The organism is Synechocystis sp. IPPAS B-1465 (assembly GCF_003015225.1).
Classification (GTDB): domain Bacteria; phylum Cyanobacteriota; class Cyanobacteriia; order Cyanobacteriales; family Microcystaceae; genus Synechocystis.
Genome location: NZ_CP028100.1, coordinates 18,095 through 32,810, shown reverse-complemented (window position 1 = coordinate 32,810; position 14,716 = coordinate 18,095). Strand labels below are relative to the sequence as shown.

Genomic DNA, 14,716 nt, shown 5'->3' with positions numbered 1-14,716 from the left:
TCAAACTGCTGAATCGTTAATTATTTAAACTTTCAAACAACTAAGTATGATTATTACCGTTGCCAGTTTTAAAGGCGGGGTAGGCAAAACCACAACAGCAGTTCATCTCTCGGCCTATTTGGCACTTCAAGGAGAAACGCTATTAATAGATGGCGATCCAAATCGCAGTGCAACTGGGTGGGGTAAACGAGGATCACTCCCTTTTAAGGTGGTCGATGAAAGGCAGGCCGCCAAATATGCCCCCAAGTATCAAAACATTGTGATTGACACTCAAGCTCGGCCTGAAGATGAAGACCTGGAAGCCCTTGCCGATGGATGCGACCTATTGGTGATTCCGTCCACACCGGATGCCCTCGCCCTGGATGCCCTGATGCTGACAATTGAGACACTGCAAAAATTAGGGAATAACCGTTTTCGTATTTTGCTAACCATTATTCCCCCTTACCCCTCGAAAGATGGTGACGAGGCTCGACAGTTACTCACCACTGCGGGATTACCCCTATTTAAAAGAGGAATTAAACGTTATTCCGCCTTTCAGAAGGCATCCCTTAACGGTGTTGTTGTTTCCGAGGTGAGTGATTCAAAAGCGGGTATAGCCTGGTCTGACTACAAAGCCACTGGAAAAGAAATTGTTGAGGAGATTTTGACATGAGCAAATTTAAAGGGATTTTGGACAGTCACAAACAAACGGCCCCAACAGAAAGCCAAAGGAAACCTAAAACAAAAGGCAAACGTAGCGACCCAGATTATGAACAAGTCTCTGCCTATATCCGCAAGGAAACCTATAGAAATGTCAAAATTGCCTTGCTCCAAGAGGAAGAAAAAAGAGATTTTTCTGATTTAGTTGAGGCCCTGCTATCTGAATGGTTGAGTAATCAATAAAGCAAGTACGCAAGTCAGTGGATAGTCACAATTGAAAAACCTTGGCTTCAAAAGCTTCTACGCAAGTCAGCGATTATTCGTCAACTTGCATACGCAACAGGGCAAGTTATTTTACTAGGGGTTTGTGTTCAATCCACCAATCCGACGTAAATCTTGTGGGCCAAATGACCAGGGCAATAATTCAGCCATTGATAGCGGCCCGGTGGGGGTCATAACTTGTAATTCCTTACCGCCATGCTCCAACAAAACCTGACGACAGCGGCCACAGGGAGCAAGATAATTATCCTGACTATCAACACAGACCACTGCCAGTAAACGTCCCCCGCCAGTAGCTATCAAATGGGAAACCAAACCACACTCGGCACAAAGGGTTAAGCCATAGGAGGCATTTTCGACATTACAACCAACAACAATTCGCCCGTCATCCACGAGTCCTGCCGCCCCCACTAAAAAATGAGAATAGGGGGCATAGGCATTTTGTCGAACCTCAATGGCAGATCGATGTAACTGCTCCCAACAAATATCAACCATTGGCAAAACCCCGAATTATCCGTTGGTGACTTTACTGTACTTTCTAGCTATCCAACAGTCTCAAAAAAATTACCAGGGGTTTCGAGAATAAAACGGATTCTTCCAATGTAGTCAAAAAGCATTTATGGCAACTGACTAAACATCCAAAAGTCCAAGTACGCAAATATTTGGTAATTCGCATACGCATCAGGCTACAAACTCAACTAGGTGAAAGTTCAGTTCATCCAACAAAGATCAGGTAACAGTCTCCAAAAATTACTAGGGGCTAATTATGCAATCCACACCAGTCCATCGGAAGAGGCTAACCGATCGCCGTTGTGGGGTCAATTAGTCCGTTGCCTTGCCAAGATATTGCAGAATGAGGATTACATCCACTTTCTTTCTATCCCATTCCTGCACCATATCAAGCTTATCCTTGGGAATATAGGCGGAGCGTTTAACCCGTTTCCCCTTCAGTTCAAGCTCATAGTGATAGTAGTACTGCTCATAGGATTTCTTACCGGAGCGGGTCTGTTTTTCGCAATAGTACAGTCGGATATAACCACTACCCTGACCCCTAGATCGCCGGCGGCGTACTTCTGGTAAGGGCCATCGAAGTTTTATTTTCACCCTGGGGCCAGTGGTGCTGGAGGATGGTGTGACAGTCGGGGTCAATTTCAACAAACTGAGTTGTTTGTATTTTTCCTCTGGTTTGTTCTGCGGCCAGGGTGAATCCCCCACATCCGGCAAATAGGTCGAGGTGTTTAAGGGTTCCATGGCTAAAACTCCTTTTCATATTGAGGTTTGCAGTTTAGTTAAAAAACAAGTCAAACAGGGGCCGGGGGACCAGTATCAAGGAAAGACCAGAAAGTTGCCAGGATAGTAGAGCGTAAACGCTGGGGCAAAGTGGGTAAATAGTCCTCGGCAAAGGATCGCCAACCGACAATTTGGATAATTTCCACCACTTCGGCGATCGCCTCTGGGAGGTCAATTCCTAGTAAAGCCAAAATTTCCGGCGGCAGATCCTCCAGGTGGGAACCGAGCCTTATAGGGGGTTTATAAGAGGAACTTCCCAGTTCAGTTGTATCCAGTAATGTCTTGGTAACTTTAGTGAGGGTAGCTCCAGCATTGGTCAACACATCGGTCACATTGCGACGACTGCAACCCAGCTTTTCGGCAATGGCACTGCCGGTGGTGAAGCCAGAACGGATCGCCTCGACAATATGCCAGCGGGCAATCTGGGAACGATCGCCAGCGTGGGGGGTAATTTCAAAACCATGGAGACAAACATAGTCCGCCCCAAATTTCTTGACCCAACTTAGGTCATGGATGGCATTGTGCTGGGGGTCGCCGGTGACAATGAAATGGGTAAATTGCTGGCGGGGGTAGCGGTTAGCCCGTTGACGACCAAAGTTTTGCAGGACTTCCCTTTGGGAGCGGCGGTGGTAATGTTCCTCAAAATCTTCAATTTGTCCGCCAGTGGCCAGGAATTGGGCCTTGATGGCCCCCAGGTTAGGCAGGGGTAAACCACAGGAGAGCATCTGGGGCTGACCCTCAAATTGATTACTACCCCGACTATCCCGATACCATTGCCCCTCCGCCAATAGGGTTTCCAGTTGGGCCTTGTAGGTGAGCACTGGCATGGGGCCATAGGCTTGGAATAATGCGTCTTTGACGGCGATCGCCTTTTCCATGGCCTTGTCACTGGGTCGGGAGCTACCCCACCCCGGCAACACAATTTGCACAACCTTGAGATTCTGGAAAGGTTTTTCCGTTTTCCGTTTGATTACTTTCACCTCGTCCTTGGCCAGGTTGAGCAAACAGGCAAAATCCGCCCCATTGTTGGTGGCATCCAGGGCAATCACATAATCAGCATCCCGAATGGGGGCCAACTCGTGACGGCGATCGATGGTGAGCAGCAGATTTTGGGGAAACAATTGGATTTGGACAGAGGCCTGGCCATGGAGGCAACGGAGTAGATGAATTAGGCCATTGCTGGGTAATTCCTGGAGTTTTTCCTCCGTTATTTTCGTCGCTTCCCCCACAGCGTATTGATTACTGCGGCGGAACTGGCCCTTGAGTTTGGCGGTTTCCTTCGCCGTTAAACCTGCAAAAACTTCCTGGTTATCCTTGAAGGTGGCCAAGGTGGGAGCTGGAAAAATATCAAATAAGTCCCGTTCCCGTTGCTCCAGTAGGGTAATTAGTTCCCCCAGTAGTTCTTGGTTAAGCTCTTGGCTATGGTTAAGCACATCAGCGGTGTCCAGGCCCAACTTGGGAGCGTCAGCCATTAACCCTTCTAGCAGAGATGCTATTTGATCCAGAATATTTTTTTGGGCAGATGATAACTGGGAGTGGCGACGATGGTAGGCAATTTCTTGGTCTAGCTCCCCAATATTGGTATTGATGGTTTTGGTGGGTTGCTCCTCCGCCGGTTCATCCCAAATCACCACGGTCAGTTGATTTTCCCCTTTAGCGGGAATTTGGCTGGGGTGACAGCGAATAATTTGGTGTTGCAGGGCTAAGCGCCGTTGCTGGCGGAACATACCGGGGTCAGTACCACAGTAGTTAAAAGCTGGGCAGGAGTGACAAATGGGATTATGTTTACCGCCCTGGTGGGGGTTATAGCCCTTTTCCGCCACCTGGTTAAACTGCCTAGAACGGATACAGTTAGCCGCTTCCTCTAGCTCCCCATGGGGAAAATACCGGTCTCCATGGCGGGTGGGCATGGCTTGAATGGCGGTTAAAGCCTCCACCGTGGGTTGCCGGTAGGAATGGGAAGTCAGATAAATCTTGATTTCCTGCTCTGGATGCAATGTTTCCAGTCGATGTAACAGGGCCTTAGCCAGGGGGACAATGGCATGGGACTTACCATCCCCAGTCCAGGAAGCATCGAGAACGTAGCGATTTTTTTCTAGCTGTTTAATTAGGGCATCAACCCGGTCTCCGGTGAACAGTTCCCCCCCAATCACAGGAGCACCAAAGCCCTGGGGTTTAACCCGTTTGACCTGCTTAGTAATCCAGTCGGCAAACTGTTCTACTTTGCTTTTGGGTCGTTGGGGACAGTAACTAAGAAATTGTTCAGGGGAGATAAACTCAACCAGGCGATCGCCCGCTATCTCGTCAATGTCGCCATCAGCTTTGGTAAATTGTCCCCACCAGGCAACGGTGACGGGGTTGGTTAGGGTTGCTAAGGTTTCGCCATGGGAACGGCTTATCCGGGCATCCTGAACACTTCCCCCATCGGGAATCAGAACTAATTGAGCATCGGGATTAAGGTTGGTGATTATCTCCTTAAGGGTTTCGGGGGACTGTAAAAACTGGTAGCCACTGAATCCAATGACAGGGAATTCCAAGCGATTGGCGGCGGCGGGGGCCTTAAACTCTAATCCCTCACACAATCCGATCCGTTGGGGTTTGGCGGTGCTGGCCAGTCCACCGGGCCAAAACAGTCCTATGGGGTTTTCCCCGTTAGCCAGGTGGGGAGTGATACCTCGCTTCTTACTGCTAAGCCAAACATATTTAGGGTTGCCAGTGGTCTTATGGTCTGGGTCGTGTAGCCGCATTGCTATCAATCGACCAAGATGGTCAGGAACCACCTCTAAAATCCCATCCCAACCGTTGTTTAGTTGGTTACCTAACTTCGATACCCCGGCAAGGTTAACGTGGGCAGGTTGGGCTAATTTCTGCCACCTCTTAACAGAACGACAGCGGTCAATAATTTCTGGGGGAACGCTCCGGTTTTCCAGGTAACGGCGAGCTCCATCGGTCAAAGTGAGTTGGCTGAGGATGCCCCTTATTTCAGCATCCCGACGATCCGGGTCTAGGCATTTCTCTAGCCGTTGCCGTTCAATTTCTCGGTTTCTGGTTTCCCTCTCCTCCTTCCTTTTTTCCCAGGCTTGTCGGTCAAAATCACCATCCTTGCGGGGGTAATGAACACCCCAAAGTCCATTCTCACTGGGTTTGACGTAGCGATAATCGGGATGACCATCTCCGTCGGGGAAAGTCATGCACAGTACCCCACCATCGGCTATGGTGCGGCAATTGCCATTGGTTTTAGCGCAGACTGGGCAAGGATTGTGGCGGCTGGTGGGTTGTAATTTGTTCTGCCCAAAGCTGGAATGGTTCGGGTTATTGACTAGGAGGGGGGAGAATGCGCTAGAATAGGCCCCGTGTGAAGTTTTATAATGCTTCATCTCAGAAGCCTCCTTCCCTTTGGTTGCTTCTTGCTCTCCCAAAGAGCACAAACATCGATTCTTTCTAGATACGCATCCTTTCTTAGGACAACTAGAGCAGACCTGAATTCCACCCGCCGCCAAGCAAGAGGGAATTTGGGTCTTTGGTTGTTTTGGGGAACTACAGGATGCGGCTGACCTTGCCGCTGAAACATTTCAAACCTCTAAATACTGAATGGGGAACGCTGGATCCTCCCAATAAATTTACAGGATTTTGCACTATTTTTTTGTTATTGGCGATGGGCCTTTTTTGCCCGTTGCCTTTTTTAGTGGGGTATGGGGGTAGAAGAACTCCGGGGGTAAAGGCTAGTAATTCAAGACCATAACTTAAAAGTCCCATCTTTTTCAAGGAGTTTGAAAATTTTTTCTTTGGGTTGACCGTGAGGGGGTAGTAGCATCGTTTTTGTAATTGCGCTAGAAATAAAAAACCGTTAAGTTTTGAGTCATAGAGAGGTTATCAGCATTGTTTCCTAAGTGGGAGCAGATAAATCTAAATACTTTCTAGCTAAATAGCTAAAGTAAAAAAGTCATTTAATATACAGAAACTTATAGGTCTTATCAATCTTGGTTATAGTTAAATCTCCGGGCTATTTTTGCCCCAAAGTACTTTCCCGCAATGGTTAAAGCTTACTCGGGGCAAGAATCCCTCAGTGTCACTGACGGTTGAAATTTTATTTAGGATTTGGCTTGTTTTCTCTTGAGCCATTCTTCCCGTGAGATAGTGCCAGGGGCCAAAACTGTCTGTTTCTCTGGTTCTTGCCGTTGTCCCATTTTGAGGGGCTGGGGTTTGTTTTTCCGCCATAGGTCACGGCCCAGGCCAAACTTGGCGCAACATCTTCTCAGGGCCATGGCCTCCGCATTGGAGCTTGGATCACCGTAGCTATTGCAATCAATGTCTTCAGTGCCGGTGGCCTGCCTGGTCAAACTGCGGTCATCCCCATGGATCGTGAGGGAGCCGGTGAGGGTTAGGCGATCGCCAATTTGTTGGGTGTCGATGATTAACCATTCCCAACCCCCCAGGCCACAAAGATCGTCGAGCAAGTCCGCTAGGTCATACCAGGCCACAAAATCAACGGAACCAGTCGGTTTTTTGTTTTTGAAGGTTTTTTTCTGGCTAATGAATTGGGGGGCAATGGGTTGGCGTAGGTTTTCGAGAATTTCGGCTAGGAGCATGGTTTGTTATCCTATGGATAGTATTTGAGTGGTGTCCCTTTTGGTTCGCCATTTTTTTTGGGCAGTTTTAGACTTGCCCAGGTCTTTCGGTTTACTTGATCATCACTGAATATTCTTCAACATCCGCCAATTGAGCAAAGGAACAATCAGCGTTGCTCTGAAGGTGCTTTTTAAGTTCCGATAGGCGAGGTGTAATTTCGACTTTCATAAATGCGGCTGGTAAATCTTCCAAGGGGCAATTAAGAACGACTTTTGCCGGTTTCTTCCGTAGTGATAAATTTACCGATACTCCATTAACTTTCTTTTTGCCCAACTTCTGCATATTGCTAACAAGGTAATTGCGTAGTCGCTGGGATTGATTTTCTGATTGTTCTGCTAAATCTCGCAAGCGTCGGTATTCATTTTTACGAGCTTCTGTGATTGCTTCCAGGTGCTTGATATAAGCGGCAACATTACAGGCTTTAGCATCAAATTCTTTACCAGTGGATAACCAAGTTTCTAGAATTTCTCCCATTAACTGGTCTTTTTCAGACTCGCTTAGATCTTCCCGGTCTTGAATGTCTGCAATTTGGTCTTCAAGATTTGTTATTTCGTCGGACAGTTCCCAAAGTTTAGGGGTTTTGCCGGTGGTTTTAGTGGTGGTTGTCATGATAATTTTCCTAAGTATTTGAGTGGTGGAAGCCCCCAGGGGGGCCAAGGATTTTACTAGGGGTTTAGAAATGTAACCAATTACGATGGTAGTCTTCCGTTTCCTGGCGGGAATAATAGCGGTCGTCGTTGGCCAATTCTTCCTCAGTCAGAACACTTTCAATCTGGGCTAATAGGTCGTAGGGGTCTGAAAAGCTAACCTCATTTTTGGCAAACTCTAGGGCCTTCTCAATCACCGCAATGATGGGGTTTTCTTGGGTTTTGTTTTCCCGGTCGATGAAATAAAGGCAACGTTGAATGGCTTCTTTGGTGTCGTGGTGCATAGTAAAAAATCCTGAAGTATTTGAGTGGTCAGCCTTTTTAGGACGTGCTGAGGTCGAAGAATTTTAGCCTAGGGCATCCATTTCCTGACAAACTGTTTCCAGCGCATACCAGGCTAAGCAGTTGTAAATTAAATCAAATTCTTTACGATAATTACCGTATAGGGCTTTCGCAATTTCATCCGTTGAAAAATCACCCTTAATGCAGTTAAAATTTTTAACCATGCCAGTTATATCTTCCCCTAAATCATCGGCTAATTGGCTTAAGGATTCTAAGATTAATTTCTTGTTATTGCGCCAAAATTTAATGGTTTCTGAATAATAAATAAAGCCATTAAATCCACAATCTGCACCATGATTGGCAACGTCTTTGTAGTGTTGCAATAATTCGGATTTTCCCCCCATCTGACGGGATACAGCTAAGGCTAGGGAAGGATTAGACAATTCACACAGCTTAATGGTCATAAAATTTCTCTAAGTATTTGAGTGGTGGAAGCCCCCAGGATTGAGGGCTATTTGACTATTTAAAATGGGCAATAATCTCGATGTTTGAGAATCTGTTGAATTAGGCTTTCTAATTCTCTTTTCAGGTCTTCTTGCTCAGTTTGTTGTGCAAGCTTATCTAGTTCTTTTCTTAGGCTTTCTAAGTCTTTCATTAGATTGAAAACCCCCAGTCTTTGCAAATTTCGCTTAGTTCTTCTGCGAAAGCTTCACCGTCTTTTCCTTCCCGGTAGTCGAGAATCGTTTCCCTGACTTCCTCCCACATTCCATCTGGTAATTCGTTTCGCATCATTGAACAGACTGCGGCGATCTCTTTTGCTTCTTGAATGGTCATAATTTTTTCTAAGTATTTGAGTGGTGGCGGGGGATTTCCCCTTTGCCATGATTCTATTATAGCGTGTCGGCATACAATAATCAACTGTTTTACAAAACTTTATAGTATGGGGACGTGCTAAAATCTGGGAGGAAAACTAGAGGCACTTTATGGCTGGGACAAAATCAAGTGGGCGACCTGGTGGGAATCCAGATATAACTAACTTTTCTTTCACTACAGATCGGCCTGAGCCCTGCACGGCTAAATTGACGCTACGTTTACCGCCAACTGACTACGAGAAATTAAGAGCTTTGGAAAACTGGCAAGAATTAGTTAGGGAAAAAATTAAAGAATTAATTGCTTAAAAAAATCCCCCACCAACAGGCAGGGGCGCAGAACTAGGCAAAAAGAGACAATTGGACAGCGGCAGGGCGGGCCACCCACCAGCCACCCCCCAGGGAGGCAAAACCCCAGCCGGGAGGGGGAGAAACACCAGGGGGCAGGAAGGCCAGCAACGGCAGGCCAGACCCCAGGGCAAAGGCGGCAGAGGCCCAAGAGCCAGACCCCAGCCCACAAAAGCAACGGGAAGACCGGGCCGAAGGCAACAACCCAACAGGACAGCCGGCCGAAGGGAAAAAGCACCACAGAGCGGCCGGGCCGCCAGCAGAGAGAACAGCAGAGACAACGGCCACCGACCGACGGGCAAAGGCAGAACGGCCAGCCCCCCACCGACCAGAACTGACAGAAAAAACCTGGGCCGAAGGAAAGAGACCCCGTGCAACGGCATCGGCACCAGCCGCACAGCCAACAAAAACGCGGGCCGAAGCAGGAACGGCGGCAGAAAGGGAACGGAGAGCGGCAACCGACAACGGGGAGAGAGAGCGGGAACCGGAAAACCCCACGGCAGGGCAGGCCGACAGCAGACAAACAACGCAGGGCGACAGGGCAGAAACAGACAACACAGTGCAACCCCCAGGGGAACAACCAATAAGCCCATTATAGCATGATAGCACGCAAAAAGCAACCCAAGGCAGAGCGGCCGAGCCACCCACCGACCAGCCCCCAAAACAAGGCACACCCCCCCCTGTCCATTGAAACTCCACGCCCTTCCATCCCATAGATAAGGCTTGGGTCAAGGCAAGGGCCGAACCGACTAATAAAAAATGCCCCGCAGGGGCAACCACTAGAAGGAGGGTGAAGGTGGAGTTTACCCTTGCCGGGAAATAGCGTGGTATAATATTACTAGCAGGGGGGTGATTGATCTAAAAAATCAAACTTTTTTATAAAACTTTTCTAATACTTAAACTATATCTTTCCCCAACTACTTTTACTACTCCATGACTTTTTTTACCATCTATTTCATAAATTTTCCCATCTTCTAATATTTTTCTTTCTCCATCATATTCAAACACACAAATTCCACTATTTACAATAACTACTTTTTTATCAAAACAATCTCTGTCTTTATGTAAATTTAATTTACTTCCATCTCCATATTTTATCAATAACAAACTATTAAAATTTTCTCCATAAAATTCTAAGCATCTTTTCTTTAAACTATTATCTATTTCCAATCCCTTAAATTTTTCATTTTTTCCCAATTCAATTCCAACCCCAAACCAAACCATTCTCCTATCTTCTTTAACTTCTTTACCAAACCATTTTTCCTTAACCATCAAATTATTCTTATCAACACACCAATTTTTAAACTTTATTTTTTCTACTTCACCTAATTTTTTAAACATCTTTTTTCCCTCTAAACTTTCCTATATTATATCATTTTTCTTTCCATAATTAATACACTAAACTACTTTTTTATTTTCAATACACCAATATACCCTTTCTCTCCTCTCTTTTTTCTCTTCCATTCCCCACTAAGTTTTTTTTTGCCCAAGAAAAGTAAAAATCATATTCCAAATAAAATTTTTTCCTTAAATGAGATAACACCAAAAAATTTTGACGAATATGATAAAATTCCTCGTTGCAAAAAAAAACGGTATTTCCGGATCTTCGATTCCTTAAAATCAAAAACAAAAACATCGAATCCGCTCATCTTTCTTGCTTTCCGAAAAAAGGCCTGGAGACTAATCAACCCGTGACCGCTGACTTTGACCGGACTACAAAAAGGGGGAAGGGTTAGGGAAGGGGGTGTCCCCCCCCCTCTTACGGCTTTGGGCAGGTAGTCCAGTGAAATATTTATTGCTCTAACCGACCATACCAACGGGTTTTATCGTCGAATATTAGAAACGCCTCTTGCCTTCTTGCTTTCTCGCCCCCACTCGGGGGGCCGCCGGTCAGTGGCTCTAGGCCTTGATAGTTAGCTTTTGTCCGGCGGGGGGATGGGGAGGCAGTAAAAAAAGGGAGGGACGACGACCATAAAGTGCCGGGAACCACATCTTTATTCTTGCCTTCTTGATATTAAAGTTTATTCTTTTTTCTTTGGGTTAAATGAAACTAGAAATATGCTCAAATTTATAGGTATTGCATTACTTGCTGCATTGGTAGGTTATGCTTTTGGTGTTATGGCTGGAATCTTTATTGTCAATAATTTCTCCACTAATGTTCAGGACAAGCCCTTGGAATTAGCAATGACCTCAATATTTTTCTTTGGCCCATTGGGAGCTTTGATAGGATTCACTATTGCAGTTGTATATCAACTTTTACATCAATATTTATGAGTTCTTTATATCCCTGATAAAAAATATGTTTAAAAAATCTTAATTGGATCTTTGAAATATATGATTGATTATGGATAGATCGCCTACAATATCCCCAATGCACGATGGTAATCCACGGTGCCATCAAATATAGACCCCACAGAAAGCCGGGCTTTAGCTGGGCGGACTTTGCCTCCCATCAGTAGCCAGCAAGAACTTTTGGCGATCGCCCGTAAAATTTGAGTATGTTCGATAATCTGTGCAAATTTCTAGCTGAATCATTTTCCGAAGACTATGCCGCCTGGTTGTTGGGACGACCAATCAAATTGACCAAGCTCAGTCCGACGGAATTATCCCTGGAACCAATTCGCGCTGACTCCCTGATTTTGGAGCAATCGGAAGACTTGGTTTTACATCTGGAATTCCAAACGGAACCTGACCCCACCATGGGTTTTCGGATGTTGGATTATCGGGTAAGGGTTTACCGCCGTTTCCCCCAGAAGACAATGCACCAATTCGTGATCTACCTGAAACATAGTAACAATGACTTGGTTTATCAGGATAGTTTTCAGGTGGGGGAGACTGTGCATCGTTACCAAGCGATTCGGCTCTGGGAACAATCATCGGACGCATTTCTCCAAAGCCCAGGGCTATTGCCCCTAGCGGTATTGACGCAGACCTCTGACCCTACATTAAAATTGAGGGAAGTGGCGACTGTGCTGGAACAGATTGAGGATAATCGAGTTAAAGCAAATCTCATGGCAGCAACTTCTGTTTTTGGAGGAATTCTGTTGTCGCCTGACATTATCAAGACAATTTTAAGGAGTGAAATTATGAAGGAATCCGCTGTTTATCAAGAAATTTTAGAGGAGGGTAAAATTGCTGGGAAACTAGAGGGAAAATTAGAAACCATACCCCTGTTGAAGAAATTAGGTCTTACAATTGCCGAAATTGCCAAGGAATTAGATATTGATGTTGAACTGGTTAATCGGTTTGTTGCTAACCAGAATAATTAAGGGTTGAAATGGTCATTGGATCGAATATGGCTTGACTTAATTCCTATTTACTATTTATCTATTTAAATTCAGCTTTGATGAGGTTGTCCATGTCATCACCTGTTGCTGTGCCATTGAGAAACTCATAAAAAATTTGATTAAGCGATTTGTTAATATCAACTTGTTTGGATAATACTGGATGAAAACTCAATTTCTCACACAATTTTATTCCCAAATTATACTCTAGTGATCCAATTTCACAAAAAGTTGAATCAAACTCTCGGAAAGACAAGAGATAAATAAGACTAATCAATGCATCTTGATAATATGAATTTCGTGAATGGTCACTGAGGGCATGACTAGCTATAAGATTAAAATGACGCTTAAACAACAAAATATTTGTTTCATTTAGATTATAATCTAAATACCACATCAAAATACGAGCATAGCCCCACAAGTAGGAATCATACTCATAGTAGAAATTATTATTATTATTATTTTTCGGAAGATGAGTCTCAAAAAGTGCAAAATATTTTTGCTGAAAGTTACTATCATATGCGATCCTTGCTATAACCTTGACATGTTCACTAAAGCAGGGGCTGTTTTTAAGATAATCAAACAAAAAATCAAAATCTTGAATTGCAGCGATTTTATATTGTTTACCTATCAACAGTAAATTATCGTTGTAAATATTGAAAATTTGTCCACGTTCCTTCCCTTCCGTATTTGGGTGACGTTGGCCTAATGTAAAAAGAGCTTTTTGTAAAAGTAATTTAATTTCGCTAGAAATAATTTTGTTTGTAATCTCACTGACTATTTCATTGCTTGAATTTGTAGAAACATGTTGTAAGGCATCATTTTTCAAAAAAGATAAGTAGTTGCTTCTAACAATACTTTGTATTTTCGATAACTTCAGATCTGTCCGTAGTTTTATATTTTTTGAAGACTGCTTAATATAAGCATGTAAAGCTTTGGCTATCTCGTCTAATCCGTGTGAAAAATCACTTATAAATTTTAAATTTAAACATAAATTAGTAGTCGCATTATTTTCTTTTGTTTTTCTACCCTCAATAATATTTTGAATAGGAATAAATCCTAATTTAATTTCAGGGCGATCTTCTAATTTAGCATTGAGTTTGTGCCCCAATTTTTGATCACTATAAACTTCAAAAATCTCCAATAGTAATGGTTTGCCAAGCATTAGCGAAAAGTGAATTTCAACAGAAAGGGAAGGAGTTTGTTCAAAGAATTGATTATTAATAATATAAACTTGTTCTATTTCATTTTTTATTATTAGTTTACCATTAATTTTTATCGGTAAAATAACTTGAGGTTTGTCTATTCGAAAAGAGGATTTTGTTTCACCGGATGGGATGGTATATTGACCTATAAAAGTATGAAATTTTCGTTCACCTTCATAACAAATATTTGTACGCTCGCTTTCACTAGGAACATTGATTGAAATCTGATTTGCTAATTGAAAAGTGATTAAATCAAGAAACTGTCCATAGAGAGGAAATTCCTGAGATTGCTTTTCTTGCCAAATCTTGCTAAATTCTGAGTGACTAATATCGGGTAAGGAAAAATGAGACTCTAAAGAAAGACGAAAATTAGATAGGCAATTGTATTGACTAATTAGAACGAAATTATATTCGCAATTATTTTGGACGATTTCCTTCAGTCTAGGAACAAGTATTACACTTGAAACTATATTTTCTACTATTGTGAGAGGTAATTCTGCTTTTAAATATAGATTTGTATTATCGACATTTGAGAAGTCAATCAGAAGCGAAACTATTTCTTGATTAGGATTACTTATTAGACAATTTTTTATAATGTTAAAAACATTAATTTTTTTTAAATATTGAGTGAGATAAGAACTTTCAATACCAACAAAGTTAGGGTCAGATGCAATAACGTATTGAGCTAAAATTTCACAGATGGTATCATAAACGTTTGAAGGATCAAAAGGAAGTCTGAGACTTTCATAATTTTCGGGAGTACGGATATCTAAAATTGGAATAGAATAAGAACAATTAGGATGACTTTGAAAAGAAATAGGCAAGTAATAAGAACAGGGTAAACTGTCTAAATCATAAATAACTAATGGTTTATTCTCTTTAGCAATATTTTGAAGCTGAGTGACGTAGTTCCAATAGCGATAAGCACTGGCATAAATATAGGGACAATCTAAATTTTGCAGGCTCAGCACATCAATATCACGAACAATAACTAAATCACCTTCTTGCTGATCATCCAGTTGGTCACCTAAGAATTGAGGTTTATATTCACCTCTAACTATAGTATTAGAATAATAACTTGAAAGATTAGCAGGGGATATAAAATGACGATCTTTATAGGTATTTAAAAAATCTCGATAAGCAAAAGGAATATTAGGAGAATTTAAAGATAACGATTCCCCAAAAATTTGCGTGTACTTACAGATTTCTGGGTATGATTCTAGGTTAAAGAGTCTGGTCATTTT

Annotated in this window: 16 protein-coding genes and 1 pseudogene; 4 read left to right on the top strand and 13 right to left on the bottom strand. The window is 43.3% G+C overall.

Going from position 1 to position 14,716, the window contains the following annotated elements; translation table 11 throughout:
- Nucleotides 1-46 precede the first annotated feature (46 nt).
- Nucleotides 47-652: a ParA family protein gene (locus C7I86_RS18305; protein WP_011153855.1), complete on the top strand. Its 606-nt coding sequence runs from the start codon at nucleotides 47-49 to the stop codon at nucleotides 650-652.
- Nucleotides 649-882, top strand: coding sequence for a hypothetical protein (locus tag C7I86_RS18300; protein WP_011153854.1), 234 nt, complete (start codon nucleotides 649-651; stop codon nucleotides 880-882). Before C7I86_RS18305 ends, C7I86_RS18300 begins: the two co-directional genes overlap by 4 nt.
- A 114-nt stretch (nucleotides 883-996) precedes the next feature.
- Here C7I86_RS18300 and C7I86_RS18295 read toward each other — a convergent pair whose 3' ends face one another.
- The 12 genes and pseudogenes from C7I86_RS18295 to C7I86_RS18240 form a co-directional block, all read right to left on the bottom strand.
- Nucleotides 997-1,413 carry a cytidine deaminase gene (locus C7I86_RS18295; protein WP_011153853.1) on the bottom strand — a complete coding sequence of 139 codons (417 nt, stop codon included), beginning with the start codon at nucleotides 1,411-1,413 and terminating at the stop codon, nucleotides 997-999.
- A 327-nt stretch (nucleotides 1,414-1,740) separates the two neighbouring features.
- Nucleotides 1,741-2,133 (bottom strand): hypothetical protein, encoded by a 393-nt coding sequence (locus C7I86_RS18865; protein WP_223211262.1) that lies wholly within the window; start codon nucleotides 2,131-2,133, stop codon nucleotides 1,741-1,743.
- A pseudogene (locus C7I86_RS19345) lies at nucleotides 2,081-2,188 on the bottom strand (DNA cytosine methyltransferase); the annotation flags it as partial. The gene C7I86_RS18865 and the pseudogene C7I86_RS19345, both read right to left, overlap by 53 nt.
- Before the next feature lie 31 nt (nucleotides 2,189-2,219).
- Nucleotides 2,220-5,585, bottom strand: coding sequence for a hypothetical protein (locus tag C7I86_RS18285; RefSeq protein WP_011153850.1), 3,366 nt, complete (start codon nucleotides 5,583-5,585; stop codon nucleotides 2,220-2,222).
- 714 nt (nucleotides 5,586-6,299) lie between these two features.
- Nucleotides 6,300-6,797 (bottom strand): Rad52/Rad22 family DNA repair protein, encoded by a 498-nt coding sequence (locus tag C7I86_RS18275; protein WP_011153848.1) that lies wholly within the window; start codon nucleotides 6,795-6,797, stop codon nucleotides 6,300-6,302.
- Nucleotides 6,798-6,888: 91 nt separating this feature from the next.
- Nucleotides 6,889-7,446, bottom strand: a complete 558-nt coding sequence (locus C7I86_RS18270) for a siphovirus Gp157 family protein (RefSeq protein WP_011153847.1) — start codon at nucleotides 7,444-7,446, stop codon at nucleotides 6,889-6,891.
- 64 nt (nucleotides 7,447-7,510) lie between these two features.
- Nucleotides 7,511-7,768: a hypothetical protein gene (locus tag C7I86_RS18265; protein WP_106907944.1), complete on the bottom strand. Its 258-nt coding sequence runs from the start codon at nucleotides 7,766-7,768 to the stop codon at nucleotides 7,511-7,513.
- Nucleotides 7,769-7,831: 63 nt separating this feature from the next.
- Nucleotides 7,832-8,230, bottom strand: coding sequence for a hypothetical protein (locus tag C7I86_RS18260; protein WP_106907943.1), 399 nt, complete (start codon nucleotides 8,228-8,230; stop codon nucleotides 7,832-7,834).
- 59 nt (nucleotides 8,231-8,289) lie between these two features.
- On the bottom strand, nucleotides 8,290-8,421 hold the full coding sequence (locus C7I86_RS19450) for a hypothetical protein (RefSeq protein WP_255414290.1): 132 nt from the start codon (nucleotides 8,419-8,421) through the stop codon (nucleotides 8,290-8,292).
- Nucleotides 8,421-8,600, bottom strand: coding sequence for a hypothetical protein (locus tag C7I86_RS18255; protein ID WP_106907942.1), 180 nt, complete (start codon nucleotides 8,598-8,600; stop codon nucleotides 8,421-8,423). The genes C7I86_RS19450 and C7I86_RS18255 overlap by 1 nt, the downstream gene beginning before the upstream one ends.
- A gap of 377 nt (nucleotides 8,601-8,977) precedes the next feature.
- Nucleotides 8,978-9,541, bottom strand: a complete 564-nt coding sequence (locus C7I86_RS18245) for a hypothetical protein (RefSeq protein WP_234376138.1) — start codon at nucleotides 9,539-9,541, stop codon at nucleotides 8,978-8,980.
- Between the two features lie 318 nt (nucleotides 9,542-9,859).
- Nucleotides 9,860-10,324 carry a hypothetical protein gene (locus C7I86_RS18240; protein WP_011153840.1) on the bottom strand — a complete coding sequence of 155 codons (465 nt, stop codon included), beginning with the start codon at nucleotides 10,322-10,324 and terminating at the stop codon, nucleotides 9,860-9,862.
- Nucleotides 10,325-11,041: 717 nt separating this feature from the next.
- Here C7I86_RS18240 and C7I86_RS18225 point away from each other — a divergent pair.
- Together C7I86_RS18225 and C7I86_RS18220 are read left to right on the top strand one after the other, a co-directional pair.
- Nucleotides 11,042-11,257: a hypothetical protein gene (locus C7I86_RS18225; RefSeq protein WP_011153837.1), complete on the top strand. Its 216-nt coding sequence runs from the start codon at nucleotides 11,042-11,044 to the stop codon at nucleotides 11,255-11,257.
- 224 nt (nucleotides 11,258-11,481) lie between these two features.
- Entirely contained in the window at nucleotides 11,482-12,252 is a 771-nt protein-coding gene (locus C7I86_RS18220) for an Rpn family recombination-promoting nuclease/putative transposase (protein ID WP_011153836.1), read from the top strand.
- Between the two features lie 58 nt (nucleotides 12,253-12,310).
- On the opposite strand, the gene C7I86_RS18215 is transcribed toward C7I86_RS18220, so the two are convergent.
- On the bottom strand, nucleotides 12,311-14,713 hold the full coding sequence (locus tag C7I86_RS18215) for a hypothetical protein (RefSeq protein WP_011153835.1): 2,403 nt from the start codon (nucleotides 14,711-14,713) through the stop codon (nucleotides 12,311-12,313).
- Nucleotides 14,714-14,716: the final 3 nt, after the last annotated feature.